Source organism: Roseovarius sp. BRH_c41 (assembly GCF_000961715.1).
Taxonomy (GTDB): Bacteria; Pseudomonadota; Alphaproteobacteria; order Rhodobacterales; family Rhodobacteraceae; genus Roseovarius.
The window spans coordinates 301,816-328,089 of the sequence record NZ_LADY01000064.1 but is presented as its reverse complement, the minus strand read 5'-3'; the positions used below and the strand labels follow the sequence as shown (position 1 = coordinate 328,089).

The following is a 26,274-nucleotide window of genomic DNA, read 5'->3' as shown; positions in this document are numbered from 1 at the left end:
ATCCGGTTGATCAGCGAGTTTATGCCAAAGCGCGGACGCTCTTCTGGCGCACGGGCCTCGGGCTCGGGGCGGCGCTGTTGTGGCTGCACCGGGGTGCGACCGACAGCGGCCTGCAACCGCTGCAATGCCTCAGGAGTGGGCGTGCCGGGGGCCGGGGCGCGCGGCGCGACATAGGCATCGAGATCATCCTCTTCGGCATAGGTGCTGCGCGCGAATTCCTCGACGCGCGGCTGATAGGCCGGCGGCGGCAGATCGTCAGCGGCGATCTCGTCGTCAAAGATATCCTCCATCTGCTCCTCGGCAGCGGCGCGCTGCGCGTCCATCGCACCAAAGAGCGAGGGCTCAGGCTCGGCCACTCGGGCGGCAACCGGTGCAGGCTCGGGCTGTGCAACCGGGGCCGGGGCCGGAACTTCGGCACTGACTTGCTGCTTGAGCGGCTGCGCCATCGAGCGGCGCGGCACGGGCAAATCGGCGGCCACTTGGCTCACGTCGATACCCGTCGCCACAACGCTGACACGGATCGAGCCTTCCATCGACGGATCAAGGGTCGACCCCACGATGATATTCGCATCCGGGTCCACTTCCTCGCGGATGCGGTTGGCGGCTTCGTCCAATTCGAACAGCGTGAGGTCATGACCGCCGGTGATGTTGATCAACACACCCTTGGCCCCGCGCAGGCTGATTTCATCCAGGAGCGGGTTGGCAATCGCCTTTTCTGCGGCCTGGATGGCGCGATCCTCGCCGCTATCCTCCCCGGTGCCCATCATCGCCTTGCCCATCTCGTCCATCACGGCGCGCACATCGGCGAAGTCAAGGTTGATGAGGCCGGGGCGCACCATCAGATCGGTCACACCCTTGACGCCCTGATAGAGAACATCGTCGGCCATGCTGAACGCCTCGGTAAAGGTCGTTTTTTCATTGGCCAGACGGAACAGGTTCTGGTTGGGGATGATGATCAGCGTGTCGACCATCTTTTGCAGCGCCTCAACGCCTTCTTCGGCCTGACGCATCCGCTTGGCGCCCTCGAACTGGAACGGCTTGGTGACAACACCCACCGTCAGCACGCCCAACTCACGCGCGGCCTGCGCGATGATCGGTGCGGCCCCGGTGCCGGTGCCCCCGCCCATGCCGGCGGTGATAAAGCACATATGCGCACCCGCCAGATGATCAACGATCTGCTCGATGCTCTCTTCGGCGGCGGCGGCCCCGACAGAGGCCCGCGCGCCTGCGCCCAGCCCCTCAGTTACCTTGACGCCCAGCTGAATGCGGCTTTCCGCATTGCTCTGGCTCAGGGCCTGCGCATCCGTGTTGGCCACCACGAAATCCACACCATCGAGTTGCTTCTCGATCATGTTGTTCACGGCGTTGCCACCCGCCCCACCCACACCGAAAACGGTGATACGGGGCTTCAGCTCGTCATGTCCGGGCATAGTGAGGTTGAGTGTCATAGCTTGTCCGCCTGTCCTGATGCCCACATTCGCGGGCTGTTTTCCGCCTGATTGGCACCATTCTTACCGATGGTTGGCCCAATCGTCACCTAAAAAACACGAAACAGCCACTAAATATGGCGCCTTTCGTGGTCTTTTTCGCGGGATTTCGCCGATGACGCCACATCTTGCGGTCACCAGTTGTCCCGAAACCATTTCATCGCCCGCTTCAGCGAGCGCGCCGGATAGCGATCGACGGGAATCTCGAAATCCCACCATTCGTCCTGCGGATTGGCCGCAAAGAGGCACATACCCACCGCACTGGCAAACCCCGCCCCGGTCGCCGCCTGCGGCAGCCCATGCACCCGCAGAGGCCGCCCCAGACGCACCTGCTGCCCCAAGATCTTGCTTGCCAACCCGTCAAGACCGGGGATCTGGCTGCCGCCTCCGGTCAACACGATCTGTTGGCTGGGCAGATGATCGAACCCTGCGGCATCCAACCGCGCGCGCACCTCTTCGAGAATTTCCTCGACCCTCGGGCGCATGATCCCGATCAGTTCGGCCCGGCTCACCCGCCGCCGATCATGCTCGTAATCGCCGGTGTCGCCCCCGATCTCGATCATCTCGCGGTCATCCATGCCGGTGGCCACGACACCGCCGTAAAAGGTCTTGATCCGCTCGGCGGTGGCCTGCGGCACCTGCAACCCCATGGAAATGTCATTGGTGACATGATCGCCGCCCATGCGGACGCTATCGGCATAGATCATGTGTTTCTTGATAAAGATCGACACACCCGACGTGCCGCCGCCCAGATCAATACAGGCGGCACCCAGTTCCTGCTCGTCCTCGACCAGCGCCGCGATGCCCGACACATAGGCAGAGCTGGCAACCCCTGCCAGTTCCAGGTCACACCGCTTGACGCAATAGGCTAGGTTCTGGATCGCGGCACCGTCCACCGTCAGCATATGCATGTCGGTGGACAAGACCTGCCCCATCTGCCCGCGCGGATCAATCAGGCCACTGCGATGATCCAGCGCAAAATTGACCGGCTGCGCATGCAGCACCTCGCGGCCCTCGCCGAAATCCGGCACGTCGCAGGCGCTCAGCACGCGGCTGATATCCTGTTCGCTGACGGTATGGCCTTCCAACTCGACTTGCCCGGCCAGACCATAGCTGCGCGGCCCTGCGCCCGAAAAACAGGCAATGACATGATCGACCCGGATATTGGCCATCTTCTGCGCCGCCTGAACGGCGGTGCGAATGGCGCGCTCGGTCTCGGCCATGGCGTCGATCTCGCCAAAGCGCACCCCGCGCGAGCGTGTCGTCGCCGCCCCGATCACCCGGAACCCGGCTTGCCCGGCCATCCGGCCAATTCCCTCGGCCTCATGCAACCGCTCGGTGCCATCAAACCGCAGCACCAGACAGGCGATCTTGGAGGTGCCCACATCCAGCACCGCGACCACGCCCCTCTGCATCGCCGCCTTGCGCATATGGCGCATCGCCCTTTGGGATTCATACAGCTCGATCATCGTCAGTTCGTCCCCAAGCTCATCTGAGTTATCGTCCACCAGTCTTCCATGGCCGCTTCGTTCAATCGGATCGTCGGACGCGCCGCGATCCGCATATCCACCGCCGCCAGATCCCGCTCCAGCATGTCCTGCGCCCCATGAAGCACCATCACCCGCTCTAACGCGCGCACCGCCCCGCTCTCGGGCAAGAGAACGCGCTTGCCATCCGATAGAACCAGATCCCAACGCCGCTCGCCCATCCGCACAAGACCGCGCAGCTCCAGCCCCATCGGAGCCGCAGCGTGCAGAACGTCCAGCGCTTCTGCCACCTGCTCGGGTGCGCCTTCGCCTGCCACCACCGGCAAATCGGCGCGCTCAGAGCGGGCATTGACCACCCCGATCACCTGACCTTCGATATCAATCACGTTCAGCGCATCCCGCGTTTTCCAGAGCGCGACCGGCACGCGCTCGGTGATCTCGGCCACCAAAACGCCACCCTGCCGAATGCGCACCTCAGCACGCGCCACGGCAGGCAATTCCTCGATCATCACCCGAATGTCGTCGAGCACGAGGTCGAACGAGCTCGCGGGAAGGTCATAGGGGAAAATCTCGCGAATATCCTCTTGCACGCTCGTGCTCGCGCCTTCGACCGACAAAAGGTTGACCATGAACTCGGGGCGCGTCTCAATCTGGTGGCGGAGGTCCGCAATCTGCTCCACCAGCGCCGTGCGCCGCGCCTCGCTGCCCAGATACCCTCCGACCAGCCCAGCAATCACGAGCACCGGCAAACCGAACCGGATCAGCCGTCGATAAAGCGGCGTCAGCATCAACCGCTGGAGGCGATATGACATCCGTGATGGTGCCGGATCAGCCCGCGGAATTACCGGTTGCATGACGCATCCTCCACCATCCAGCGGCACAATTCAGGAAAGGAAATGCCCAGCGCCTGCGCCTGTTCCGGCACCAAGGAGGTCGGCGTCATCCCCGGCTGCGTGTTGGTCTCAAGCAGGATCAACCCGTCAAGACCGCGCGCTTCATCCCAGCGAAAATCAGTGCGGCTCACCCCGCGACAGCCCAGAACCTCATGCGCCCGCAGCGCATAGTCGAGGCACGCGTCGAAGATCTCCTGCGGCACATCGGCAGGCACCACATGGCGCGAGCCACCGGGCTTGTATTTGGCATCGTAGTCATACCAGCCTTCGGTCAGGATATCCGTCACCGTCAGAGCCCGGTCGCCGATCACCGTGGTCGTGAGTTCACGCCCCGGTGCATAGCTCTCGACCATCACCACATCCGGCATATCATCCGAGAGCGCAGGCGGCCGGTTGGCCCCGGCCTCGACCAGATAGACGCCTACGGACGATCCCTCATTGTAGGGCTTGACCACATAGGGCGGCGGCATCACATGCCCGGCCCGCACCTCGTCACGCCGCGCCAACACGCTGTCGACCACAGGCAGACCGGCCGCGCGGTAGGCCACCTTGGTGCGCTCCTTGTCCATGGCGAGAGCGGACGACAGAACGCCCGAATGAGTATAGGGCAGGCCCAGCCATTCCAACATCCCCTGCACGCACCCATCCTCACCCCAACGCCCATGCAGGGCATTGAATACCACGTCCGGCTTTATGTCTTGTAAACGCGTGCAGAGGTCTGTCGCGGCATCCACCTCGACCACCTCAAACCCTGCTTCCCTCAACGCGACGGCGCATTCACGCCCTGAAGAGAGCGACACGTCCCTCTCCGCCGAGGGGCCGCCCATGATCACCGCCACTTTCGGGGTTGTTCTGCTCGAACCAACCACCATGTGCCTCAATGTCCCGGACCGGTTTACCGGCCCTGTTGTCGTATTGTTTTTGTTAGTCTGCCTGAGGGCTTGCGCCCGGAGCCGGTTCACCGACCCTCATGATTTCCCACTCTAACTCTATTCCACGCATTTGAAAAACCTTTTTTCGCACCTCGTCGCCGAGGCCCTCAAGATCAGCAGCAGAGGCCCCGCCGGTGTTGATCAAAAAGTTGGGATGCATCTCGCTCATCTGCGCCGCCCCCCGCCGCGCGCCGCGCAATCCCGCCTCGTCGATCACCTTCCAGGCCTTGAGATCCTGCACATCATCGGCCCGCCCGGTCGAGGAAAACCCGGCCGGATTGCGGAATGTGCTGCCGGCACTGCGCTCTTTGGTGGGCTGTGTGGCATCACGCTTGGCGATCTGCTCGGCCATCTTGGCCTCCAGCGTCGCCGGATCGCCCGGCACGCCTTCAAACGTCGCCTCAAAGATCACCCAGCCGTCCGGCAGCGCGCTGTGCCGATAGGCAAATTGCAGCGCATCGGGCGATAGCGTCACCACCTCACCGCCGCGTGTCACGGCCCGCGCCTCGATCAGATGATCCGCCACATAGGCCCCATAGCAGCCCGCGTTCATCCGCACCGCGCCACCGATGCTGCCCGGAATAGTGCGCAGAAATGTGAGGTCCACTCCCGCCTCCGCCGCCCGCCGTGCGACATGCGCATCGAGCGCGGCCGCCCCGGCAACGACGCGCGGACCCTCAACGCGAATACCGTTGAACCCGCGTCCCAACCGGATCACCACGGCATGAAGACCCCCATCGCGCACAATGAGATTGCTGCCCACACCCATGGGAAAAACTGGCACCGCCGCATCCAGCCCAGCCAGAAATGCTGCCAGATCCTCCAGATCAGCCGGTTGAAACAGCCAATCCGCTGGCCCGCCCACGCGCAACCAGGTCAGATCGGCCAAAGGCCTATTCGGGGTCAATGCGCCCCGCGTATCAGGAAATCTCATCATGGCGGTTCTTCTGCCTTCTGCCGCGCCCAAGGTAAAGCCCCATGCGCCCGAGCTACCCCAAGCGCTGCCTGATCCAACGCCCGAGATAGATCACCGGCCAACGCAAAACGCTCATGCCCGCGACCATCACCAACAGACCAATCCAAGGTCCGTTCTGCCATGTGACAAACCCGAGGATCGGCACGCCGAGCGCTATCAGAACATAGGCCCGCCGCCAGTAATTGTCGCGGCTTGGCAGCATCGCCAAGACATTTGCAGCCACCGCCCAGAGGCAGGCCAATATCAGAGACAGTGTCATCCCAACCCTCCAAGGCTCGCGCCCAAGGCGGCCAACGCCACCACCACACCAAAGACCGGCACCGCCACCGGCACCCGAAACGCCGCTTCGGGCACCCGCCGCTTCATCAGGATCAGCGCGCCATTGACCATCACGAACACCGTCAAGAGCAACGTCGAGGTCACACCCGCCAACTCCGCCACCGGCAAGGCCAGCGCGCCCCCGATGACCGCCACACCGATCAGTGCGGTTGCGCGCACTGGCGTGCCAAACCGGGGGTGCGCGTGGTGAAACACGGACAGCCATGCACTGCGCCGTCCCAGACCAAACAGAACCCGGCTCGCCATCACCATCTGCGCCAGAACGCCATTCAATGCCGCCACCACCGCGATCAATGACAAAAACGCGGCACTGCCGCCCTGCCCCATTTGCCACACCAGCGCCAAGGGCTGCTCACTCGCGCCAAGCCGCTCGAGCGGCACCGACCGCACCGCCGCCCAAGTGACCAACGCGTAAAGCAGGCTCGTGATGATCAGGGACAACAGGATTGCACGGGGCAGGACGCGCTCCGGTTCGCGCACCTCTTCGGCCATGTTGACGATATCCTCAAACCCGATGAAGGCGAAGAAAGCCAGCACCGCCCCGGCCGTCACGCCCGACCAGACTATCTCTTGCGGCATCTGAAAATCCGCGACAGGCACGGCGCTGAACCCTGCATAAACCACCAGACCCAGTCCCAGAACCTCAACCACCGTAAAGATCGCGGCAAGCGCAAGGCTCTCCAACACGCCGACCACGGCCACCGCCGCCAACAGCGCCCCGATCACCACCATGCTCGGCCCCGCAGGCCATCCCGTCACTGCGCCCAGATACCCCACGCCACCACGCAACACTGCCGCTGCCGATACCGCCCCGGCCATCACAATCGCCAGCCCGACCAGCGTGCCCAACCATGGCGCTTGCACCCCCTTTGCGACAAAGGCCGCCTCGCCGGCGGCTTCCGGAAACCGGGTGGAAAACTCAGCATAACTCAGCGCTGTGGGGGCGGCGATGACCCCCGCCAGCACAAAGGCCAAGGGTGCCCAGATTCCGGCTTCGGCGGCCACGGCCCCGACCAGAACGTAAATCCCGGCCCCCACCATGACCCCAACACCGTAAGCGGTCAGCAATCCTAGCCCGATCCTGCGTTTGAGGATCTCGGCCATGTCTCTATCCCTTGAGACGCGCAGGTAGCCCGTTGGCCCAGGCACTGATCGTGCCCGCGCCCAGACAGACAACCATATCCCCCGGTCCGGCCTGCTCGCGCACCAGCCGCTCCAGATCGTCCTCGTCACGGATAGCGCGGGCGTGTCGATGGCCGTGCCGGATGAGCCCCGCCACAAGATCATCCCGGCTCGCCCCCGGAATGGGATCTTCACCAGCGGCATAAACCTCGGCAATCGCCACCACATCCGCCTCGTTGAAGCAGCCGCAGAAATCATCAAACAGGCTCGACAGGCGGGTATAGCGATGCGGCTGATGCACCGCGATCACCCGACCGGTCGTCGCCTGCCGTGCGGCGCGCAGCACGGCGGCAATCTCCACCGGATGATGACCGTAATCGTCGATAATGGTGACACCGTCCACCTCGCCTACGCGGGTAAAGCGCCGGTTGACGCCGCCGAAACTGGCCAAGGCCGCGCGGATTTCATCGGCCTTCATGCCCAGATGCCGGGCCACCGCCACGGCACTCAGCGCATTGCTGACATTGTGATCGCCGGGCATCGGCAGGGTGCAGCCTTCGATCACCCGCCCTTCGGCCTGAAGAGCCACATCAAAATGCGCGACACCCTTCTCGTAGGTCAGATTGACCGCGCGCACATCGGCCTGCGCGTTGAACCCATAGGTCAGAACCCGACGGTCAGTGATCCGCCCCACCAGCGCCTGCACTTCGGGATGATCAGTGCAACAGACAGCCAGACCGTAAAACGGAATATTGCTGACAAAGTCGTAAAACCCCTGCCGCAACCGCTCGAAATCGCCCCAATGCTCCATATGCTCGGGGTCGATATTGGTGACGATGGCAATGGTCGCGGGCAGACGGTTAAAGGTGCCGTCGCTCTCGTCGGCCTCCACCACCATCCACTCGCCCTGCCCCATACGCGCATTGCTGCCATAGGCATGGATCACACCACCGTTGATCACCGTGGGATCAATCCCGCCCTTGACCAACAGCTCCGCGACAAGCGTCGTTGTGGTCGTCTTGCCATGGGTGCCCGCCACGGCGATGTTGGACTTGAGCCGCATCAGCTCTGCCAGCATCTCGGCCCGGCGCACGACCGGCAAGCCACGCTTGCGTGCCTCATCCAGCTCGGGATTGCCCGGCTTGATGGCCGAAGAAATGACCACCACCTCTGCCCCGTCCAGGTTCTCCGCCCGCTGCCCCTCGAATACCGTGGCGCCGATACCCGCCAACCGCTCGGTGATGGGGGTGGATTTCAGATCAGACCCCTGCACCCGGTAGCCATGGTTGATCAGCACCTCGGCAATCCCCGACATGCCAATACCGCCGATCCCCACGAAATGAATCGGTCCAATATCGGTCGGTAGCTTGGTGGCTGCATTCATCGGCTCTGCCCTTTATTCGCAATGTCTTCGACCATATCGGCCAGATGTTGTGGCGCGTCCGGCATCCCGCAGCTCAGCGCCGCCTGCGCCATCATCGACGCGCCCCTCGGATCGCTCAGCACAGCGGCAATCTGTTCGGTCAGCACCGCCTCGGATAGCCGGCTCTCGGGGATCACGATTGCCCCGCCAGCCGCCGCCAACCCGCGCGCATTGGCGGCCTGATGGTCCCCCGCCGCGGCGGCATAGGGGATCAGGATCGCAGGTCGCCCGATGATGGAAATATCGGCGATACTCGACGCTCCCGCCCGGCTGATGACCAATTGCGCCTCAGTCATGCGCCGCGGCACATCGCGGAAAAACGGCTGAACATCCGCATCAATCCCGGCCCCGGCGTAGAACCGCGCCACGCGGTTCATATCCTCTTCGCGCGCCTGATGGCTCACCCGGACATTGCGCAGGATCGCCTCCGGCAGCGCGGCAATCGCGGCGGGCACCACATCGCTGAGGATCCGCGCGCCTTGAGAGCCGCCGATCACCAGCACCGACATCGGATAATCTCCGGGCGCGATATACCCCGCCCCCGCCCGCTCCAGCACGGCCGCACGCACCGGATTGCCCACCGGCACGCCTTCGGCACCCTCCGGCAGCGTTGTCGGCCATGTGCCGCAGGCCACCACATCGACCCGCCTCGCAAAAATTCGATTGACCCGGCCCAGAACCCCGTTCTGCTCATGGACCATGCGCGGACGCCGCAACGCCCATGCCGCGACCAAGGCCGGAATGCTCGGATAGCCACCAAAGCCCACCACCACATCCGGCTTGTCGCGCATCATCCGCAGTCCGGCTCCCACCACGCCGCCCGCGACCTGAAACGGCACCATCACTTTGTTGACAAGGCCGCCCCGCGCAAAGGTGGCGCTAGCCACCTGCTCGATCTCGACGGAATGCGGAAAGCCGCCCACATAGCGCGCCCCGCGCGCATCGGTGCTCAGACGCACCCGCCAGCCCCGCCGCAGCATCACCTCGGCCAGCGCCTGCGCCGGAAACATATGCCCGCCCGTGCCGCCCGCCGCGATGATCAAGAGGGGCTGCCGCGCGCTCACCGCCGCCCCCGCAGAATATCCCCGATCTGGCCCTGTGGCCGCGTCCGGGTAAAGGCAAGAAGCATGCCCACGGCAATGCCCCCCGCTACCACAGAGGATCCACCATAGCTCACAAACGGCAGCGTCATGCCCTTCGCAGGCAGAAGGCGCACCGCCACACCCATGTTGATCATCGCTTGCGCCCCAAACATGATCACAAGCCCGGTCCCCGCCAACCGAATGAACGGATCGCGTTCCCGCATCAACCGCATCAGCGAGCGTACGACGACACTGGCATAAAGAGCAATGATGCAGAGCACGAGAACCAGCCCGTATTCCTCAGCCGCCACCGCGATGATGAAATCCGTATGCGCATCCGGCAGGCTCCATTTCACCTGTCCCTCACCCACGCCGACGCCAAAAAATCCGCCCTCGCGGATCGCATTGGTGGCAAAGCCAAGCTGCGTTGTCGGGTCCACCTCCGGGCTTAGAAACCCGTCGATCCGTCGCGCAAAATGCTCGGAATTGGAATAGGCAAAGGTCCCGACAAGCACCACGCCCCCCGCCATGCCCAACAGCAGCGTCACCGGCGCACCGGCCACAAAATACATCACACCCCAGCCAAACAGCACCAGCGCCGCCTGCCCAAAATCAGGCTGCATCGCCAGAAAGGCAAGGATCACGATGGTCAGCAGAAACGACCAACTCAGCCCCGGCGGCCCATTCACCTGTTGGCTTGCGGCCATCATCCAGGCCGCGACCACCACAAACACCGGCTTGAGAAACTCTGACGGCTGAACCGAGGCAAAGCCCAGACTGTACCACCGCACAGCGCCCTTGCCGAAATCGGTGCCGAGAAACGGCAGCGCCATCAGGGCAAGAAACGCAGCAAGGAACCCCAACACCGCCAGACGTCGCACCATCTCTGGGCGCATCATCGACACCAGCACCATCACTGCCAGCGCCATCCCGCCAAACAGCGCCTGCCTCTGCACGTAATAAAACGCACCAAGCCCGTTTTTCTCTGCCAAGGGCGGCGAGGCCGCAAGGCCCAGCAACATCCCGATACTGAACAGGATCAGAACACAGGTCAGCGACCATTTGTCGATCGTGCGCCACCATTTCGGAAGGACGGGCTCTGCGTCCCGCAGGGGCATTGCCCCGTAGACCATTTCTGTCATCTGACTGCCGCCTCATGCATCTTGCGCCCCTTTTCGGGGTCTGACACATATCCTAGCGTTATTTTCACCTTAATGCCAGAACTATCCCCTTGCCAATCGGCAGCATTTCGCGTCAGAGCCATGCCCATGCGCCACGCCTGCACCACTCTTATTCTCGGGGCCGGGGCCGCCGGCATGATGTGTGCCGCCCATGCCGGGCCGGGCACGCTGGTGATCGACCATGCACGCGCACCGGGCGAAAAGATCCGAATCTCGGGCGGCGGGCGCTGCAATTTCACCAACCTTGGCACGACACCGGCGAATTTCATCTCGGCCAACCCGCATTTCTGCAAGTCGGCGCTCTCGCGCTATACCCAATGGGATTTTCTCGATCTCATCGCGCGCCACGGCATCGCCTGGCACGAAAAAACCCTGGGCCAGCTCTTTTGTGACGACAAGGCGACCCAAATCGTTGCCATGCTGGTCAAGGAACTGCGCCAAGCCGGGGCCGAACTCTGGCTCTCGACGCAAGTGTCGGATGTCACGCATGACGGCCGCCACTTCTGCGTCACGCTCGACCGCGAGGGGCGGCGTGTCACGGTCACGGCCCGCAACCTCGTGCTCGCCACGGGCGGCAAATCCATCCCCAAGATGGGCGCCACCGGCATGGCCTATGACATCGCACAGCAATTCGGCCATCAGTTGACGGACATTCGCCCCGCCCTTGTGCCGCTCACCTTTTCCGACGCGCCCTTTGCCGCGCTCTCGGGCACCGCTCTGCCGGTGCGCGCCAGTTGCGACGGGATCAGCTTTGACGAGGCGGCGCTGTTCACCCATCGCGGCCTCTCTGGCCCCGCGATCCTGCAAATCTCGTCCGTCTGGCGTGAGGGTCAGCCGATATCCCTTGATCTTGACCCCAACGCCACGCTCTATGACGCACTCCGCCAACAGCGTCAGACCGCAGGTCGTCGCAACATTACCACCGACCTCAGCCATCACTTGCCCGCGAAACTGGTGGCCTATCTCGCCCCTGCCCTTGGTCTCGCAGGCAATCTCGCCGATCACTCCGACGCACGGTTGGCTGCGATCACCGACGCGCTGCGCGGCTGGACGCTCAAACCCACCGGCACCGAAGGCTACCGCACCGCCGAAGTCACGCTTGGCGGTATCGCCACCGACGGGCTCTCGTCCAAGACCCTCGAGTCCCGGCATCTCCCCGGCCTCTATGCCATTGGCGAGGCCGTGGATGTAACCGGCTGGCTTGGCGGCTACAACTTCCAATGGGCGTGGTCGTCGGGCTGGGCCGCAGGCACGGCGATTGCGCAAACCGGGACAGACGCCTAGCCGTTCGGTCCCAGCCCGCCTCGGTCAGGCCGACAGACCAAAGACTGTTTTGCGGCCTTTTGCTGACCTTGGCCTCAATCCCCAATGCGCGGAACAAAGGCGCGTAGCGCCGCCGCGCGGCGGTCGGGCACCACGCGGCTCATCGCTTGGGGTCAGCGTCAGCAAACGCCCCCACCGCCCCCCTTACACCCTATCCACGCGCCTCGCGAATGAGCCGCAGAATGTCCTTGGCCGCCTCGGGAATATTCGTGCCCGGCCCAAAGATCGCCTTGACCCCCGCTTTTTGCAAAAAGGCATAGTCCTGCTGCGGAATGACGCCGCCGCAGATCACGATAATATCGCCCGCATCGCGCGCCCGTAGCGCCTCGATCAGTTTGGGGGCCAGTGTCTTGTGCCCTGCCGCCTGAGAACTGATCCCCACGACATGCACGTCATTGTCTATGGCATCCTGCGCCGCCTCCTCGGGCGTTTGGAACAAGGGGCCGACATCGACGTCAAACCCGATATCGGCAAAGGCCGTGGCAATCACCTTGGCCCCCCGGTCATGCCCGTCCTGCCCCATCTTGACGACCAGCATGCGCGGCCGCCGCCCCTCTACCTCGGCGAAATCCTCCACCGATTTCTGAATGGCGGCAAAGCCCGCATCGCCCTCATAGGCCGCGCCATACACCCCGGCCAGCGTCTTGACCTCGGCGCGGTGCCGCCCGAATTCCTTTTCCAGTGCCATGCTGATCTCTCCCACAGTGGCGCGCGCCCGCGCGGCATCCACCGCCGCGTCAAGCAGATTGCCCCCCTCGCGCGCACGGCGCGTCAATTCGTCGAGCGCGGCCTGACAGGCGGCCTCGTCCCGGCTCGCCCGAATACGCTCCAACCGCGCGATCTGAGACTCCCGTACCTTGTCATTGTCGATGTCGAGAATGTCGATCGGGTCTTCCTTGTCCTTGCGATACTTGTTCACGCCGACGATCACCTCGTCACCCCGGTCGATCATCGCCTGCCGGGTCGCCGCCGTCTCCTCGATCCGCAATTTGGGCATGCCGCTCTCGACCGCGCGGGTCATGCCGCCCATGTCCTCGACTTCCTCGATCAGCGCCCAGGCCTTCTCCGCCAGATCATGCGTCAGCTTCTCGACGTAATACGACCCCGCCAGCGGATCGACCACCTTGGTCACCCCGGTTTCCTCCTGCAGGATCAACTGCGTGTTGCGCGCGATCCGCGCCGAGAAATCCGTGGGCAGGGCAATCGCCTCATCCAGCGCATTGGTATGCAGCGATTGCGTGCCGCCCAGAACCGCGCTCATCGCCTCATAGGCGGTGCGAATGACATTGTTATAGGGGTCCTGCTCCTGCAAACTCACACCACTGGTCTGACAATGGGTGCGCAGCATCTTGGAGGTCTCGCGCGTCGCGCCGAACTCGGTCATAATGCGGTGCCACAAGAGCCGCGCCGCCCGCAACTTGGCCGCCTCCATAAAGAAATTCATCCCGATGGCAAAGAAGAACGACAGACGCGGCGCGAAACTGTCGACATCCATCCCCGCCTCAATCGCGGCACGCACATATTCGCGCCCATCCGCCAGCGTATAGGCAAGCTCCTGCACAAGGTTCGCGCCCGCCTCCTGCATGTGATAGCCGGAAATCGAGATCGAGTTGAACTTCGGCATATGCTCGGCGGTATAGGCGATGATATCCGACACGATCCGCATCGACGGTTTGGGCGGATAGATATAGGTGTTGCGCACCATGAATTCTTTCAGAATGTCATTCTGAATGGTGCCCGACAGCAGGCTCTTGTCATGCCCCTGCTCTTCCCCCGCGACAATGAAACTGGCCAGAACCGGGATCACCGCACCGTTCATCGTCATGCTGACGCTGACCTTATCGAGCGGGATGCCATCAAAGAGGATTTTCATATCCTCGACGCTGTCAATCGCCACCCCGGCTTTGCCGACATCACCCTCGACGCGCGCATGATCGCTGTCATAGCCGCGATGCGTGGCCAGATCAAAGGCGACCGACACCCCCTGCTGCCCCGCCGCCAGATTGCGGCGGTAAAAGGCGTTCGACTCCTCCGCCGTGGAGAATCCGGCATATTGCCGGATCGTCCAGGGACGCCCGGCATACATCGTGGCCTTGACCCCGCGTGTGAACGGCGCTGCCCCCGGAATGCCCCCCATATGCGGCAGCTCCGCCACATCCTCGGCGGTATAGAGCGGCGCGACGGGAATGCCCTCCAGCGTCTTCCAGGTCAGATCTTCGAGCGGCCGTCCCTTGAGTTCCGCCGCCGCCAGCTTACGCCAATCGTCTTTCTTCAAAGCCATTCTGATGTCCTCTTGCATTCTGGCCAGAGGGCAGGTGTCTCCCCGCCTCATCCGGTCCGGTTTCCTCACATAGTCGCGCCAGACCCTCCGCCCCGGCTCCGAGCCAGAACAGATCGTCGGCATAGGCCTCTTGCAGGGCCAATCTCTGATCCCGGTCAAAGGGCTGCCAGCGCCCCTCGCCCTCGGGCAATTGCGTCACATCTCCGCCCCGCGCCGCCACAGCGCGGCGCAAAGCCGCCAGATCGGGCGCGCGGTTGAGCCAGAGCCGTGACGCCTTGCGCGGCAACGCCTCGATCCCGGTCATGGCGCGCAAGCGATCCTCGGGCCGCCCGGCATGTGCCTCATGCGGCAGCACCACCAGATCGACACCGCGCAGCGCACAGGCCAGATCGCCGATCACCTCGCGCCAATGGCGGTTGACCGTCACCAAGCGGTCCAGATCATCGACCTCCGGCACAGCATGACCACGCCCGACGCCATAGGCCAATGCCGAGGCCCACCAACTGTCTTGTCCCCGCACCGACAGGGCCACGCGGGTGATGCGCCCATCGAACGCATGCGCAAACCGCGCCATTCGCTCGCCTATGCCCGGATAGAGCCGGCCGCGCCGCAGGTTGCGCCGCGCCGCGCCGATCATGTTCTCGTCGCTCACCAGCACGCGCTTCAGCCCCTGCGCCCGCGCCTCGGCCAGCCGCAGCGCGATGCGCCCACGCGCACGGTCCAACTGCACGGTAGCGCTCATCGCTCCGGCGATCGGAATGACCCCGCTCAGCACCCCGTCGCGCGTCACCTCCGGCCCCCAATAGCCAAGGCCCTGCGCGGCCAACTCGGCCGCATTGGCCCGCATGTAATGCTGAAACGATGTCGAGGCGGTGCGATGCGCCCCCAGATGCAGGATGATCTCCATGTCAGGTCTGACCTTTCGAATCGCCGCAATCCGCGGCCGGAAACTCTTGCCTCCGATCCTGCGACCAATTCCTGACCATGCGCTTAACCCTGAAAAATTCACGCGGCTGCGGCATTCGCCCTTCGCAAACGCCACCAACCGGCCTATATCTGTGCCAGCAGGAGAGCCCATGAAACCCATCTTATCCCTTGTTTTAGCGGCATTTATCGCCACTACCGGTTTTGCGCAGGACAGTGGTACAGCCCCCGCATCCGCCTCAATCCTCACGGCCGATGCGATCAATTTGAATGATTTCCTCTGGCTCAAAAGACCGCTCGTGATCTTTGCCGATACCCCCGCCGATCCGCGATATGTCGAACAGATGGGGTATATCAGCGACCGGCTCGATGTGCTCACTGCCCTCGATGTGGTGGTGATCACCGATACGGACCCCGACGCCCGCTCGGACCTGCGCAAGACACTGCGCCCGCGCGGGTTTGGCCTTGTGCTCATCGGCAAGGATGGCGTCATATATCTGCGCAAGCCCGCGCCTTGGCATGTGCGCGAGATCATCCGCACCATCGACAAGCTGCCGATGCGCCAACAGGAACTGCGCGAGCGACCCGGCGACAGCTGATCCCCGCGCCCCATCAGCCCTCTCCCATCGCCACGATCAAGAGCCCGGTGCCGGGGTCCATCAGCATCAGCGCGCCGGTCTCGGCCTCCCAGGCCAGAACCACGCCGGGCGTGCCCAGCAGATGATGAAACGCGCTCTCGCTCACCTCACCCATACAGGCCCGCGCCTCAAGCCCCGCTCGCCGCATGGCCATGCCGGTGGGTCTGTCGACATTGGCCATTGCGATCATCGCGGCATCGGGGGCCTGCCCCGGCGCGCCCCATGCCGCGCGCCCCCGCGCGCCCAGCACCCGCGCCATCTCAGGCGCAGAGCCTGCCACCGGCATCGCCGCCTTGATCCGCCCGTCGGCCACCCGGTAGAGGCCGACGGCACAGTGCATCATCGCCGTGAATTCCACAGTCTCGCCCAAGGCAAACCACGCCGCCAACCGCCCCCGCTGCGCCGCCTCTGCGTCCCGCGCGCAGGCGGACAGCCCCACCAGTCCCGCCAAGCCGAACCCAAGGCCCGTGCGCCCGACACGGCCACATCGCTTGCGAAAGCCGACCAGCCACCCTATATTCAACGGGCAGAGCATGGTGCCCTGCGCAGGCTCAATCGAGGACACGGAACCAATGGAAAAAGATCCTGACATTCCCTTCACTCCGATCCCTGTGACCGGGCGGACAGGTCCGCGTCCCGGCTATTGATCAGCAGACGCTCCGCCGCAGATGCCCCATCGGCGGCATAGGCCTTGATCAGTTTGAGCGCGAATTGCCCGGTATCAAAGGCTTGGCGCCGCATCTCCAGATAATCTGAATACAGCAGAATGCGCCGGTCCTGAGACAGGCTTTGAAACCGATCTCCCCGCATGTCATCGGCAAGGTTCGCGATTCCCTTGACCAGACTGTAATAGGCCACAACCGCGTCAATCGTCTGCCGGGGCAGAACATCAATCTGCGTGGTGATCGCATCGAAAATGTGATCGTGATGCTCCCGCGGAATGAACGGGATGTAATCCGGCTCACGCTGCATCCGGTCTATGGTCTGTCTTGCATAGTCTTGCGCCCGGCCACTGTCCCACAACGCCGCCAGAGCATTGCCAATCTCGGCATAAATCGCCTTGTGAAAATCGCGCAACCGCTCGGCCTTGGCCTTGGCCTTGCCCAACTCGTTAAAGATTGCCCCCGTAAGCCAGCCACCCGCGATCACCAGCCCCGCGATCAAGGCCTGCATGATCGGCACGCTCACCCCCAGCCATGTGGCCAAGAGCAGCAAGGGCGTCACCACCAACACCAAGAGCGGCAAGGCAATCACAAACATGAATTGCCCGAACACCCGCCGCGCCACCGGCGCCTCCTCCATTACGAAGAAGGCGACCAGCAGAATGCCGGCGGCGCAAGCCCCCAGCAACAGCAGGTTATTCAGGGCAAGCTCGATCATCCCCTCATTCGAACTCCATGATCACATCATCCACCGCCAGGCTGTCGCCCGGTCCGGCATTGACCTTTGCCACGACGCCCTTGCGTTCGGCGCGCAGAATGTTTTCCATCTTCATCGCCTCCACGGTGCAGAGCGCCTGCCCCTCCTGCACCTCGTCGCCCGGCGCGACATTGACCTTCACGATCAACCCCGGCATCGGGCAGAGCAGCAACTTGGATGTATCAGGCGGCAGTTTCTCGGGCATTAACGCGGCCAGTTCCGCCTGACGCGGCGTGCGCACATGCACCTTGAGATCAGCGCCCCGCGTGCGGATACGGAACCCGCCGCTGATCTTGCCGACCTTGAGCACCAGCGTCCGGCCATCCACATCAAGCCGCGCCAATTGATCCCCCGGCGTCCAGTCGCTCGTGACCCGCAGCGTGTCACCATCCTCAAAGCGCACAGTCGCCCCCTCGCGGTCGGCGGCCACCACCACGCCAAAGCTCTTGCCCTGAAGGCTCACAACCCAGTCCTCGCCGACATGGCGCTCGTGATTGTCCATCCGCCCCGACACCCGCGTGCGCCGGATTTCCGCCACCCGGTGCATCGCCGCCGTGCTCGCGGCAATCGCGCGCAGAGCCTCTTCCGGCAGGGTCACGCCGGTAAAGCCTTCGGGATATTCCTCGGCAATGAACGCCGTGGTGATATCGCCGCTGACAAAGCGCGGGTGATCCATCACCGCGCTCAGGAACGGCAGGTTATGGCCAATCCCCTCAACCTCAAAGCTGTCCAGCGCCACCCGCATCCCCTCAATCGCCTCGGCGCGGGTATGCCCCCAGGTGCAGAGCTTGGCGATCATCGGATCGTAATACATGCTGATCTCGCCGCCCTCAAAGACGCCGGTGTCATTGCGCACCACCGCGCCGTCCATCGCCAGTTCCTCGGGCGGGCGATAGCGGGTCAGACGGCCAATCGACGGCAGGAACCCGCGATAGGGATCCTCGGCATAGAGGCGGCTCTCCATCGCCCAACCCTTGAGCTTTACATCGGCCTGCGTCAGGCTCAGCGCCTCGCCATTAGCCACCCGGATCATCTGCTCGACCAGATCGACACCGGTGATCAACTCCGTCACCGGATGCTCCACCTGCAACCGCGTGTTCATTTCAAGGAAGAAGAAATTCTTCTCGCCATCGACGATGAATTCGACCGTGCCGGCACTGGCATAGCCCACCGCCTGTGCCAGCGCCACGGCCTGTTCCCCCATCGCCTTGCGCGTGGCCTCATCCAGAAACGGGCTCGGCGCCTCTTCGATCACCTTTTGATTGCGGCGCTGAATGCTGCATTCCCGCTCGCCCAGATAGATGCCGTTGCCATGGGTATCGCACAGCACTTGAATCTCGATATGGCGTGGCTGCGTGACGAATTTCTCGATGAATATCCGGTCATCCCCAAAGGAACTCGCCGCCTCGTTCTTGGAGCTTTGAAACCCCTCGCGCGCCTCCTCGTCCGTCCAGGCGATCCGCATCCCCTTGCCGCCGCCGCCCGCAGAGGCCTTGATCATCACCGGATAACCGATCTGGTTCGAAATCGTCACCGCCTCTTCGGCATCGGCGATCAGGCCCATATAGCCGGGCACAGTGCTCACGCCCGCCTCCTGCGCGATCTTCTTCGAGGTGATCTTGTCCCCCATCGCCTCAATAGCCTTAACGGGAGGCCCGACAAAGGCCACACCCGCCGCCTCCAGCGCCTGTGCGAACTTGGGATTCTCGCTCAGAAATCCATAGCCGGGATGCACGGCCTCGGCCCCTGTGGCCTTGACCGCAGCCATCACCTTGTCGATGACGATATAGCTCTCAGACGCAGGGGCCGGTCCGATATGCACCGCCTCATCGGCCATGCGCACATGCAGCGCATTGCGATCCGCATCCGAATAGATCGCCACCGTGGCGATGCCCATCTTGCGCGCGGTCTTGATCACGCGACAGGCAATCTCGCCCCGGTTGGCGATCAATATCTTCTTGAACATCTTCCGTCCCTTCCTCACGTTACGCGGCAGCCCCTCAGGCGGCGCGCCGGATCTCTCTTGGCACAACAAAAAAACCACCGGCGCAGGGCGCGCCGATGGTTCGGTTTGAAATCTTGCGGCGGGCAGGCAAATCGCCTGCGTCCGCCTTGTGGATCAGAGTGTCAGCACCGGCCGGGATAGGCTTGGCAATAGACCACATTGCCCGCAGCGCCGACTGCGGCCCCTGTGATAACGCTGCCCCCGACAGCCGCCCCTGTAAGAGCGCCGGCACCGCCCCCCAACAGCGCCTGTTCGGGAACCGTGTCACCGCAGGCGACAAGCGTGCCAAGGGCAAGGACGGCCAAAATGGGGGCAATGCCCCGTCGGATCGGGTGCAATCGGATATTCTGCATGTGTGGCGTTCTCCTTTGGTGATGCATAGGATATCGCGGGCATAAAACGCTGCGAACAGGGCCGCGTCAAAGCGATTGCGCCTGCGGCCGCCTGCATCGGCGAATGCCCGCCCACCCGCACCAAGTGATGACTCCTCATCTGCGCGGATCGAAAATGTGGGCGATCCATGCACGCCCGCATAGGATCGCCCACAAGGGGAAGGGCGGCGGGACCGACGCAAGGTCGCAACCTCTGGGGAAAGGACTCCCGCCACTTGGCTTAATCTGCCAGCAACGCGCCGATGCGCCAAGCACGAGCTGCGCAACAGACCGGCGTCGGCAGACCTTTGCCCGTTTACACAACCTGTAGGCAAAATGCCGCCCAAAGCGCCACCAAAAACTGGGTCACCCCCTCCCATTCTCACTCGAACACCTCGGGAAAGGACGATCGCGCCACATCGAGATCAAGCACCAGCAGTGCCTCATAACTCGTGGGATCAAAGGGCTCCTCGGCAGGCTTCACCTCGCGCCCCAAAAGCCAGCTCAACCGCCCGGCATCCAGATTGCCCCGCTCAAAGGGCTCTGCGCCAAAACACTCCCAGATGGCGCGCAGGAATCCGACATCCGCCCGCTTGTCAGCGGGCCTACGGTCGCGAAACCGCTCACGAGGAAGCAGAGGGCTGGCCCCTTTGGGATTGGCGCGGCGAATGGTGAATTGGAAATCCGTGCCCGGCAAACGACCGGGAAAACCGCGATGCTTCAGCATGTTACGCCCTCCGAATCACCGGGGCGTTGCGCGGAAAGTTTGGTGGACGGGACGGCCCAACCGGTCCGTCCCGTACCTAGCCCAATGGGCTTACTTGTACTTGCCGGTCGAAACGGGCTCTGTGGTGATCGGCTCGACCACAACAAACTCTTCTTCGGCCTGCTGGGCACATGCTGCAACAAAGGCAACGAGGCCGATTGCGAGAATGCTCTTAACGCTCTTCGACATGTATATCTCCTGTCTCTCGTATCTTCATGAAAAGACGCGCAAGGACACCATGTCCCTGCCCGCCTTAGGGGCGAGGTAAAGGTCGCTTGGGTGCAACCTCGATTCAGCTTATCGGAATTTTTTGGATTTGAACATCTGTCTTCACCAATCCCGTGCGCCTGTGTCCCCAAAGCCTCAGTTGCTCCAAGGTCTTGATTTCGCGGCGCAACATTTTGCGTTTGCATTAGAACATCTCCCAGATGCAGGCTCCATCCTGCGGCCTGTAGGCCTCAAAGACCTGAATGACTGTGGGGTCGAAAACCCCGAATTCCGACGGTCGATCCGCCAGCGAAATCACAACCTGAGCGGGCGTTGGCCCAGTATTTGCCAATCGCGGCAGCGCGTAGCTCTCGCACAGCCAGATCAGATCGGCCAGCACCGTTTCCAGTTCCGCCTCTTCCTCGGACACGCCCTCGAATCCTTCCGCCACAAACCGGAACCGATAGGTGAGGCCCACGCCGGGTCGATCCGTCAGCACTTCCTGTATCCGCGCCACAAGACCCGAGGGTAGCGGCAGCGCCTCCTCCTGCGCTGCCGCCCCTTGGGCGAGAGCCAGCCCGGCGCTCAGCGCCACAGCCCGTCCCACCCGTCTCATCATGCGCGCCTCATCCAGCGCGCACGATTGTCCGCATCCTCCAACACCACCGCGATCAGGGCCTCGCAATTGGCGCGATCAAACCGCCCCGCCACGGCCCCTCCGGCCCGCACCTGCATCGCGTCCGCCCGGCGCGTCACCTGCACCACCGGGGCGTAGCCGCGCAGCGATTGCAACGCCCGCCACAGATCCTGTCGCACCAGATGCGCCAACCGCCGCCGCCCGGTGACGCCGGGCAACACCGTCTCCACCGCCAGATCAAAGCGCACAGGCACCCGCCGCGCCAGCGTCAGCGCGCCCTCCTCCTCGATCACATGCCAGCGGTCCCTGCCCATCCTGCCTCTCTTGCGCATCACGGTTCTGAAAATACTCCGGGGGTTTGGGGGCAGGCCCCCAATCCTTACCCCTCACAGAGGAATATTATCGTGTTTTTTCCAAGGGTTGGTCAGCTTCTTGTTGCGCAGACTGGCAAACGCCCGGCTCACCCGCATCCGCGTGCTGCGCGGCTGGATCACCTCGTCGATAAAGCCGCGTTCCGCCGCCACGAACGGATTGGCAAACCGCGCCTCGTAATCCTTGGTATGCGTCGCGATCTTGTCGGGCGCCCCCAGATCGGCGCGGTGGATGATCTCTGTCGCCCCCTTGGCCCCCATCACCGCAATCTCGGCCGTGGGCCAGGCATAGTTGAAATCGCCGCGCAGATGCTTCGAGGCCATCACGTCATAGGCGCCACCATAGGCCTTGCGGGTGATCACCGTCACCTTGGGCACCGTCGCCTCGCCATAGGCAAAGAGCAGCTTGGCACCATGCTTGATCACGCCGCCATATTCCTGCCCCGTGCCCGGCAGGAACCCCGGCACATCGACGAATGTGAGGATCGGGATCTCGAACGCGTCGCAGAACCGTACAAAGCGCGCCGCCTTGCGGCTGCTGTCGATATCCAGACATCCCGCCAACACCATCGGCTGATTGGCGACAACACCGACGGTCTGCCCCTCCAACCGGATGAACCCGGTGATGATATTCTTGGCGAACTCCGCCTGAATCTCGTAGAAATCCGCCTCATCCGCAACCTTGAGGATCAATTCCTTCATGTCATAGGGCGTGTTGGCATTGTCTGGGATCAGCGTATCGAGGCTTTGCTCCACCCGCCCCGGCTCGTCAAAGAAGGGACGCACCGGCGGCTTCTCGCGGTTGTTCAGCGGCAGGAAATCCACCAGCCGCCGCACCTCGGCCAGCGCCTCCACATCATTCTCGAACGCGCCATCTGCCACGCTCGATTTGCGGGTATGCGTGCTCGCGCCGCCCAGTTCCTCGGCGGTGACAACCTCATTGGTCACCGTCTTGACCACATCGGGTCCGGTCACGAACATATAAGAACTGTCGCGCACCATGAAAATGAAATCTGTCATCGCGGGGCTATAGACCGCCCCCCCGGCACAGGGGCCCATGATGAGGCTGATCTGCGGAATGACCCCGCTCGCCATGATATTGCGCTGAAACACCTCGGCATAGCCGGCAAGACTGGCCACACCCTCCTGAATGCGCGCGCCGCCCGAATCGTTGATGCCGATGACCGGCGCACCATTCTGCATCGCCATATCCATGATCTTGCAGATCTTCTCGGCATGCGTTTCCGACAGAGACCCGCCGAACACGGTAAAATCCTGCGAAAACACATAGACCATGCGACCATTGATCGTGCCCCAGCCGGTCACGACCCCGTCGCCAAAGGGCCGCTCTTGTTCCATCCCGAAATCGGTGCAGCGATGCGCCTTGAACATGTCGAACTCTTCAAAGCTGCCCTCATCGAGCAGCAATTCGACCCGCTCGCGCGCCGTCAGCTTGCCTTTGGCGTGCTGCGCGTCAACCCGGCGCGCGCCCCCGCCCTTGCGCGCCTCGGCGCGGCGGCTTTCCAACTCCTGAAGGATGTCTTTCATGGCACTCCCCTAGCGATCCCTGCGATAATGCGCGCAGCATAGGGATTAGAGCCGCGCGGACAAAGGAAAATCGGGCAAATTTGCAAATGTTCGCAAAACATATTCAGCAAATATGTAAACTTGCAAATAATGGCCTACGCGGCATGGACTTCACCGGATGCCGCTCCTAGCCATAAGCGATGACCACCGCTCAGCCCCCCCGGTATCTGAACCGCACCACCCCACCGCATATTTCAACGCTGATCCTGCTTGCGGGCCTATCGGCGCTTGCGATGAACATCTTTCTTCCCAGCCTGCCGGGAATGACCGCGTATTTCAACACCGAATACCGGTTGATCCAACTGTCGGTGGCGCTCTACCTCGGGGTCAATGCCGGGCTGCAACTTCTGATGGGACCAATTTCGGACCGTTGGGGGCGGCGTCCGGTGATTCTCTGGGGGCTCGGCCTCTTCCTCGTCGCCACTCTGGGTTGCATCTTTGCGCCCAACGTCACCGTCTTCCTCACCTTTCGCATGGTGCAGGCCAGCGTCGTCGTTGCCATGGTTCTCAGCCGTGCCATCGTGCGCGATATGGTCCCGCAGGACCGCGCCGCTTCGATGATCGGCTACGTGACCATGGGCATGGCGGTGGTTCCGATGATCGGTCCGGCCTTTGGTGGGCTGTTGGACGAGGCCTTTGGCTGGCAGGCGAATTTCTGGGCGCTCTTTATTCTCGGCGCAGCGCTCTTTGTGGTCTGTTGGCGTGATCTGGGCGAAACCGCGCCGCTGTCGGGCCGCACCCTGATGCAGCAGTTTCGCGACTATCCTGCCCTTCTGACCTCGCGCCGGTTCTGGGGCTATGCACTGGCGGCAGGGCTGTCGTCCGGCGCATTCTTTGCCTATCTGGGGGGCGCACCCTTTGTGGGAGACAAGGTGTTTGGCCTGCCGCCCTCGACCCTCGGCATCCTCTTTGGTGCCCCGGCAATTGGCTATTTCCTTGGAAATTTTGCGTCGGGGCGGTTCTCGACACGCGTCGGCGTCAACCGCATGGTGCTCTGGGGCACACTCTTCAACGCGGCTGGTATCGCCCTCAACCTCTTTCTCTTCTATCTCGGGTTTGGCACGGCCTTCACGTTCTTTGGGCTGATGATGTTCATGGGCTTGGGCAATGGCATGGTGATCCCGAATGCGACCGCAGGCGCCCTCTCGATCCGCCCCGATCTTGCGGGCACCGCCAGTGGCCTGTCGGGCGCGCTGATGATCGGCATCGGCGCAGGGCTCTCGGCCTTGGCGGGACTGCTGCTCACCCCCGGAAGTGGGGTCTTTGCGCTTCTGTGGATCATGCTCACAACGGCACTGGCCGCCATCGTCACCATCCTCGCCGTGATCCGGCGCGAACGCAGGCTGGGTCTGGCAGGCTAGGATACACGACGGACTCCGCCTTTTGCCCAAGAGCCAAGTCTTTCAACCTCAATCACAAATCCTTCATCGCCTCTGGTCCCCGTCCGATCAGGCCCCCACCTGTGACCTGAGCAACCAACAGGAGCCCACCATGTCAAACCGGAACACTCAACCGCGCGACCCCTCCGCGCCTCTCCATCATCCCCCCTTCTTCGCTCTCTTCACCGATTGGGCAGCGATCTGACCCAAACACGCGACCCTATCGCCACAGTCTGGCTCGGAACGTGAGCATCAACCGCTTTTGATTTTTTCAATCGCGAACGCAGGCTTTATATCTGAGTCGACATTTCAGGAGGTTCCGATGATTCATCGCCGCACATTCATGTCCACCGGCCTTGCCACCCTCGGCACGGCAACCCTCGCCCCGAATTTTGCCGGTGCCTTTGAGCTCAACCCGAAATTCGCCCCTCAAGAGGTGTCCTTTGACCCCGTCTATCAACCCGGTCAACTGATCGTGCTGCCGCGCGCGCATTTCCTCTATTTCGTCACCGCGCCGGGCCGTGCCCGCCGGTACGGCGTGGGCGTCGGCAAGGCAGGCTTGGAGTTTACCGGCACCGCCACAATCTCTGTCAAAAAAGAATGGCCCACTTGGCGCCCGACGGACGAGATGATCGAACGTGAGCCCCGCACTTATGGCCGCTTCAAGGACAATGATTATGTTCAGCCCGGCGGCTCTGACAATCCGCTTGGCTCGCGCGCCCTCTATCTCTTCCAGAATGGTCGCGATACCTATTACCGGATTCACGGAACAACCCAGCCCTCCTCGATCGGGCAATCAGTGTCGAACGGCTGCATCCGGATGATCAACGAGCACGTTCAGGATCTCTACGCGCGTGTGCCGATTGGGACGGTCGTCACCGTTCTCTGACCGGGGCGCGGTCGCTCCTCTGGCAGGGATCGCGTGAACGTACGGTCTGACCGCACAAGCGTACGGGGGCCAGATGCGGGGGTCTTGCTTTTCATTTTGGAACTGGCCATATTTCTTGGTGCGACGTTACCGCTATCGACCATCTGTCCTTTACGGCTCAGTCACTCGATCTTGCACGACTTTGCCGGGCTGCCGCACTCCCGCGGGCAGCAAAAACAAAAGGATATCAGTACGATGGCTACTGGCACCGTAAAATGGTTCAACGCCACCAAGGGCTATGGTTTCATTGCGCCCGATGGCGGTGGCAAGGACGTTTTCGTTCACATTTCCGCCGTTGAGCGCGCTGGCCTGACCGGTCTGGCCGACGACCAGAAAGTGACTTTCGACATCGAATCCGGCCGCGACGGTCGTGAATCAGCGTCGAATATCTCCCTCGCCTGAACCAGAGGCGAAGCGATAAATCACGTGAAATCAAAGACTTATCGCGCCGTATAGTGGCGCGGTAAGAGATCGGGCGCAAATATTCCCGAACCTTGCCTTTCCCCTTGAAACCGC

General features: G+C 62.9%; 26 protein-coding genes. 5 read left to right on the top strand and 21 right to left on the bottom strand.

Translation table 11 applies throughout. The annotated features are described in order from the left end of the window. The 10 genes from ftsZ to ftsW form a co-directional block, all read right to left on the bottom strand. On the bottom strand, window positions 1-1,448 hold a 1,448-nt coding region (gene ftsZ, locus VR71_RS21590; RefSeq protein ID WP_045681970.1), incomplete at its 3' end, for a cell division protein FtsZ. Between the two features lie 173 nt (window positions 1,449-1,621). Next, a complete protein-coding gene (ftsA, locus tag VR71_RS21585; protein WP_009819504.1) occupies window positions 1,622-2,956 on the bottom strand; it encodes a cell division protein FtsA in 1,335 nt (444 codons plus the stop codon). Window positions 2,957-2,958: 2 nt separating this feature from the next. After that, window positions 2,959-3,786 (bottom strand): cell division protein FtsQ/DivIB, encoded by an 828-nt coding sequence (locus tag VR71_RS21580; protein WP_296429936.1) that lies wholly within the window; start codon window positions 3,784-3,786, stop codon window positions 2,959-2,961. Window positions 3,787-3,815: 29 nt separating this feature from the next. Further along, the gene (locus VR71_RS21575) at window positions 3,816-4,739 is read right to left on the bottom strand and encodes a D-alanine--D-alanine ligase (protein WP_198134903.1); all 924 of its coding nucleotides are present in this window, start codon (window positions 4,737-4,739) and stop codon (window positions 3,816-3,818) included. A gap of 52 nt (window positions 4,740-4,791) precedes the next feature. Then, window positions 4,792-5,733, bottom strand: a complete 942-nt coding sequence (gene murB, locus VR71_RS21570) for a UDP-N-acetylmuramate dehydrogenase (protein ID WP_296429971.1) — start codon at window positions 5,731-5,733, stop codon at window positions 4,792-4,794. A gap of 55 nt (window positions 5,734-5,788) precedes the next feature. Next, window positions 5,789-6,034 (bottom strand): DUF2484 family protein, encoded by a 246-nt coding sequence (locus VR71_RS21565; protein WP_009819508.1) that lies wholly within the window; start codon window positions 6,032-6,034, stop codon window positions 5,789-5,791. Further along, complete coding sequence (locus VR71_RS21560) at window positions 6,031-7,218, bottom strand: APC family permease (protein ID WP_045681974.1); 1,188 nt, start codon at window positions 7,216-7,218, stop codon at window positions 6,031-6,033. The genes VR71_RS21565 and VR71_RS21560 overlap by 4 nt, the downstream gene beginning before the upstream one ends. Window positions 7,219-7,222: 4 nt before the next feature. Then, window positions 7,223-8,620, bottom strand: coding sequence for a UDP-N-acetylmuramate--L-alanine ligase (murC, locus tag VR71_RS21555; protein WP_045681975.1), 1,398 nt, complete (start codon window positions 8,618-8,620; stop codon window positions 7,223-7,225). Further along, on the bottom strand, window positions 8,617-9,723 hold the full coding sequence (locus VR71_RS21550; RefSeq protein ID WP_296429938.1) for a UDP-N-acetylglucosamine--N-acetylmuramyl-(pentapeptide) pyrophosphoryl-undecaprenol N-acetylglucosamine transferase: 1,107 nt from the start codon (window positions 9,721-9,723) through the stop codon (window positions 8,617-8,619). The genes murC and VR71_RS21550 overlap by 4 nt, the downstream gene beginning before the upstream one ends. Next, complete coding sequence (gene ftsW, locus VR71_RS21545; RefSeq protein WP_045681976.1) at window positions 9,720-10,883, bottom strand: putative lipid II flippase FtsW; 1,164 nt, start codon at window positions 10,881-10,883, stop codon at window positions 9,720-9,722. The genes VR71_RS21550 and ftsW overlap by 4 nt, the downstream gene beginning before the upstream one ends. Window positions 10,884-11,009: 126 nt before the next feature. Between ftsW and VR71_RS21540 the strand changes: the two genes are divergently transcribed. Further along, complete coding sequence (locus VR71_RS21540) at window positions 11,010-12,206, top strand: NAD(P)/FAD-dependent oxidoreductase (protein WP_045681977.1); 1,197 nt, start codon at window positions 11,010-11,012, stop codon at window positions 12,204-12,206. Window positions 12,207-12,396: 190 nt separating this feature from the next. Here the strand turns inward: VR71_RS21540 and scpA are convergent, their stop codons facing one another. Together scpA and VR71_RS21530 are read right to left on the bottom strand one after the other, a co-directional pair. Then, a complete protein-coding gene (gene scpA / locus VR71_RS21535; protein WP_045681978.1) occupies window positions 12,397-14,526 on the bottom strand; it encodes a methylmalonyl-CoA mutase in 2,130 nt (709 codons plus the stop codon). Continuing rightward, window positions 14,498-15,433, bottom strand: coding sequence for a hypothetical protein (locus VR71_RS21530; protein WP_045681984.1), 936 nt, complete (start codon window positions 15,431-15,433; stop codon window positions 14,498-14,500). The genes scpA and VR71_RS21530 overlap by 29 nt, the downstream gene beginning before the upstream one ends. A 169-nt stretch (window positions 15,434-15,602) precedes the next feature. On the opposite strand from VR71_RS21530, the gene VR71_RS21525 reads away from it, so the two are divergent. Continuing rightward, window positions 15,603-16,049 (top strand): DUF4174 domain-containing protein, encoded by a 447-nt coding sequence (locus VR71_RS21525; RefSeq protein WP_040650781.1) that lies wholly within the window; start codon window positions 15,603-15,605, stop codon window positions 16,047-16,049. Between the two features lie 13 nt (window positions 16,050-16,062). Here the strand turns inward: VR71_RS21525 and VR71_RS21520 are convergent, their stop codons facing one another. From VR71_RS21520 to VR71_RS21485, 9 genes are all read right to left on the bottom strand, one after another. Continuing rightward, window positions 16,063-16,680: a hypothetical protein gene (locus VR71_RS21520; RefSeq protein ID WP_296429940.1), complete on the bottom strand. Its 618-nt coding sequence runs from the start codon at window positions 16,678-16,680 to the stop codon at window positions 16,063-16,065. A gap of 5 nt (window positions 16,681-16,685) precedes the next feature. Then, window positions 16,686-17,468, bottom strand: a complete 783-nt coding sequence (locus VR71_RS21515; RefSeq protein WP_045681986.1) for a hypothetical protein — start codon at window positions 17,466-17,468, stop codon at window positions 16,686-16,688. A gap of 4 nt (window positions 17,469-17,472) precedes the next feature. Next, the gene (locus VR71_RS21510; RefSeq protein ID WP_045681988.1) at window positions 17,473-19,473 is read right to left on the bottom strand and encodes an acetyl/propionyl/methylcrotonyl-CoA carboxylase subunit alpha; all 2,001 of its coding nucleotides are present in this window, start codon (window positions 19,471-19,473) and stop codon (window positions 17,473-17,475) included. A gap of 161 nt (window positions 19,474-19,634) precedes the next feature. Continuing rightward, window positions 19,635-19,865, bottom strand: a complete 231-nt coding sequence (locus tag VR71_RS21505; RefSeq protein WP_009819521.1) for a hypothetical protein — start codon at window positions 19,863-19,865, stop codon at window positions 19,635-19,637. Window positions 19,866-20,265: 400 nt separating this feature from the next. Then, window positions 20,266-20,610 carry a hypothetical protein gene (locus VR71_RS21500; RefSeq protein WP_009819522.1) on the bottom strand — a complete coding sequence of 115 codons (345 nt, stop codon included), beginning with the start codon at window positions 20,608-20,610 and terminating at the stop codon, window positions 20,266-20,268. A gap of 90 nt (window positions 20,611-20,700) precedes the next feature. After that, a complete protein-coding gene (locus VR71_RS25375; protein ID WP_009819523.1) occupies window positions 20,701-20,838 on the bottom strand; it encodes a hypothetical protein in 138 nt (45 codons plus the stop codon). A 223-nt stretch (window positions 20,839-21,061) separates the two neighbouring features. Continuing rightward, entirely contained in the window at window positions 21,062-21,475 is a 414-nt protein-coding gene (locus VR71_RS21495; RefSeq protein WP_009819524.1) for a DUF6497 family protein, read from the bottom strand. Continuing rightward, window positions 21,472-21,807: a hypothetical protein gene (locus tag VR71_RS21490; RefSeq protein WP_045681990.1), complete on the bottom strand. Its 336-nt coding sequence runs from the start codon at window positions 21,805-21,807 to the stop codon at window positions 21,472-21,474. The genes VR71_RS21495 and VR71_RS21490 overlap by 4 nt, the downstream gene beginning before the upstream one ends. A gap of 72 nt (window positions 21,808-21,879) precedes the next feature. After that, window positions 21,880-23,412 (bottom strand): acyl-CoA carboxylase subunit beta, encoded by a 1,533-nt coding sequence (locus VR71_RS21485; RefSeq protein ID WP_045681992.1) that lies wholly within the window; start codon window positions 23,410-23,412, stop codon window positions 21,880-21,882. A 179-nt stretch (window positions 23,413-23,591) separates the two neighbouring features. Between VR71_RS21485 and VR71_RS21480 the strand changes: the two genes are divergently transcribed. From VR71_RS21480 to VR71_RS21470, 3 genes are all read left to right on the top strand, one after another. Then, the gene (locus VR71_RS21480) at window positions 23,592-24,812 is read left to right on the top strand and encodes a multidrug effflux MFS transporter (RefSeq protein ID WP_045681993.1); all 1,221 of its coding nucleotides are present in this window, start codon (window positions 23,592-23,594) and stop codon (window positions 24,810-24,812) included. A gap of 340 nt (window positions 24,813-25,152) precedes the next feature. Next, window positions 25,153-25,719, top strand: coding sequence for a L,D-transpeptidase (locus tag VR71_RS21475; RefSeq protein WP_009819528.1), 567 nt, complete (start codon window positions 25,153-25,155; stop codon window positions 25,717-25,719). Window positions 25,720-25,953: 234 nt separating this feature from the next. Continuing rightward, a complete protein-coding gene (locus tag VR71_RS21470; RefSeq protein ID WP_040650786.1) occupies window positions 25,954-26,160 on the top strand; it encodes a cold-shock protein in 207 nt (68 codons plus the stop codon). Window positions 26,161-26,274 lie beyond the last annotated feature (114 nt).

Excerpts from the sequence above, each read along its gene's own strand:
- VR71_RS21475 (WP_009819528.1), top strand. The coding sequence starts at position 25,153 with ATGATTCATCGCCGCACATTCATGTCCACCGGCCTTGCCACCCTCGGC.
- VR71_RS21530 (WP_045681984.1), bottom strand. The coding sequence starts at position 15,433 with ATGGAGATCATCCTGCATCTGGGGGCGCATCGCACCGCCTCGACATCG.
- VR71_RS21490 (WP_045681990.1), bottom strand. The coding sequence starts at position 21,807 with ATGGGCAGGGACCGCTGGCATGTGATCGAGGAGGAGGGCGCGCTGACG.
- VR71_RS21470 (WP_040650786.1), top strand. The coding sequence starts at position 25,954 with ATGGCTACTGGCACCGTAAAATGGTTCAACGCCACCAAGGGCTATGGT.
- murB (WP_296429971.1), bottom strand. The coding sequence starts at position 5,733 with ATGAGATTTCCTGATACGCGGGGCGCATTGACCCCGAATAGGCCTTTG.
- ftsA (WP_009819504.1), bottom strand. The coding sequence starts at position 2,956 with ATGATCGAGCTGTATGAATCCCAAAGGGCGATGCGCCATATGCGCAAG.
- VR71_RS21505 (WP_009819521.1), bottom strand. The coding sequence starts at position 19,865 with ATGCAGAATATCCGATTGCACCCGATCCGACGGGGCATTGCCCCCATT.
- ftsW (WP_045681976.1), bottom strand. The coding sequence starts at position 10,883 with ATGACAGAAATGGTCTACGGGGCAATGCCCCTGCGGGACGCAGAGCCC.
- VR71_RS21580 (WP_296429936.1), bottom strand. The coding sequence starts at position 3,786 with ATGTCATATCGCCTCCAGCGGTTGATGCTGACGCCGCTTTATCGACGG.
- VR71_RS21485 (WP_045681992.1), bottom strand. The coding sequence starts at position 23,412 with ATGAAAGACATCCTTCAGGAGTTGGAAAGCCGCCGCGCCGAGGCGCGC.
- VR71_RS21520 (WP_296429940.1), bottom strand. The coding sequence starts at position 16,680 with ATGTCAGGATCTTTTTCCATTGGTTCCGTGTCCTCGATTGAGCCTGCG.
- murC (WP_045681975.1), bottom strand. The coding sequence starts at position 8,620 with ATGAATGCAGCCACCAAGCTACCGACCGATATTGGACCGATTCATTTC.
- VR71_RS21525 (WP_040650781.1), top strand. The coding sequence starts at position 15,603 with ATGAAACCCATCTTATCCCTTGTTTTAGCGGCATTTATCGCCACTACC.
- VR71_RS21540 (WP_045681977.1), top strand. The coding sequence starts at position 11,010 with ATGCGCCACGCCTGCACCACTCTTATTCTCGGGGCCGGGGCCGCCGGC.
- VR71_RS21565 (WP_009819508.1), bottom strand. The coding sequence starts at position 6,034 with ATGACACTGTCTCTGATATTGGCCTGCCTCTGGGCGGTGGCTGCAAAT.
- scpA (WP_045681978.1), bottom strand. The coding sequence starts at position 14,526 with ATGGCTTTGAAGAAAGACGATTGGCGTAAGCTGGCGGCGGCGGAACTC.
- VR71_RS21560 (WP_045681974.1), bottom strand. The coding sequence starts at position 7,218 with ATGGCCGAGATCCTCAAACGCAGGATCGGGCTAGGATTGCTGACCGCT.
- VR71_RS21500 (WP_009819522.1), bottom strand. The coding sequence starts at position 20,610 with ATGCTGAAGCATCGCGGTTTTCCCGGTCGTTTGCCGGGCACGGATTTC.
- VR71_RS21480 (WP_045681993.1), top strand. The coding sequence starts at position 23,592 with ATGACCACCGCTCAGCCCCCCCGGTATCTGAACCGCACCACCCCACCG.
- VR71_RS21495 (WP_009819524.1), bottom strand. The coding sequence starts at position 21,475 with ATGATGAGACGGGTGGGACGGGCTGTGGCGCTGAGCGCCGGGCTGGCT.
- VR71_RS21575 (WP_198134903.1), bottom strand. The coding sequence starts at position 4,739 with ATGGTGGTTGGTTCGAGCAGAACAACCCCGAAAGTGGCGGTGATCATG.
- VR71_RS21515 (WP_045681986.1), bottom strand. The coding sequence starts at position 17,468 with ATGATCGAGCTTGCCCTGAATAACCTGCTGTTGCTGGGGGCTTGCGCC.
- VR71_RS25375 (WP_009819523.1), bottom strand. The coding sequence starts at position 20,838 with ATGTCGAAGAGCGTTAAGAGCATTCTCGCAATCGGCCTCGTTGCCTTT.
- VR71_RS21510 (WP_045681988.1), bottom strand. The coding sequence starts at position 19,473 with ATGTTCAAGAAGATATTGATCGCCAACCGGGGCGAGATTGCCTGTCGC.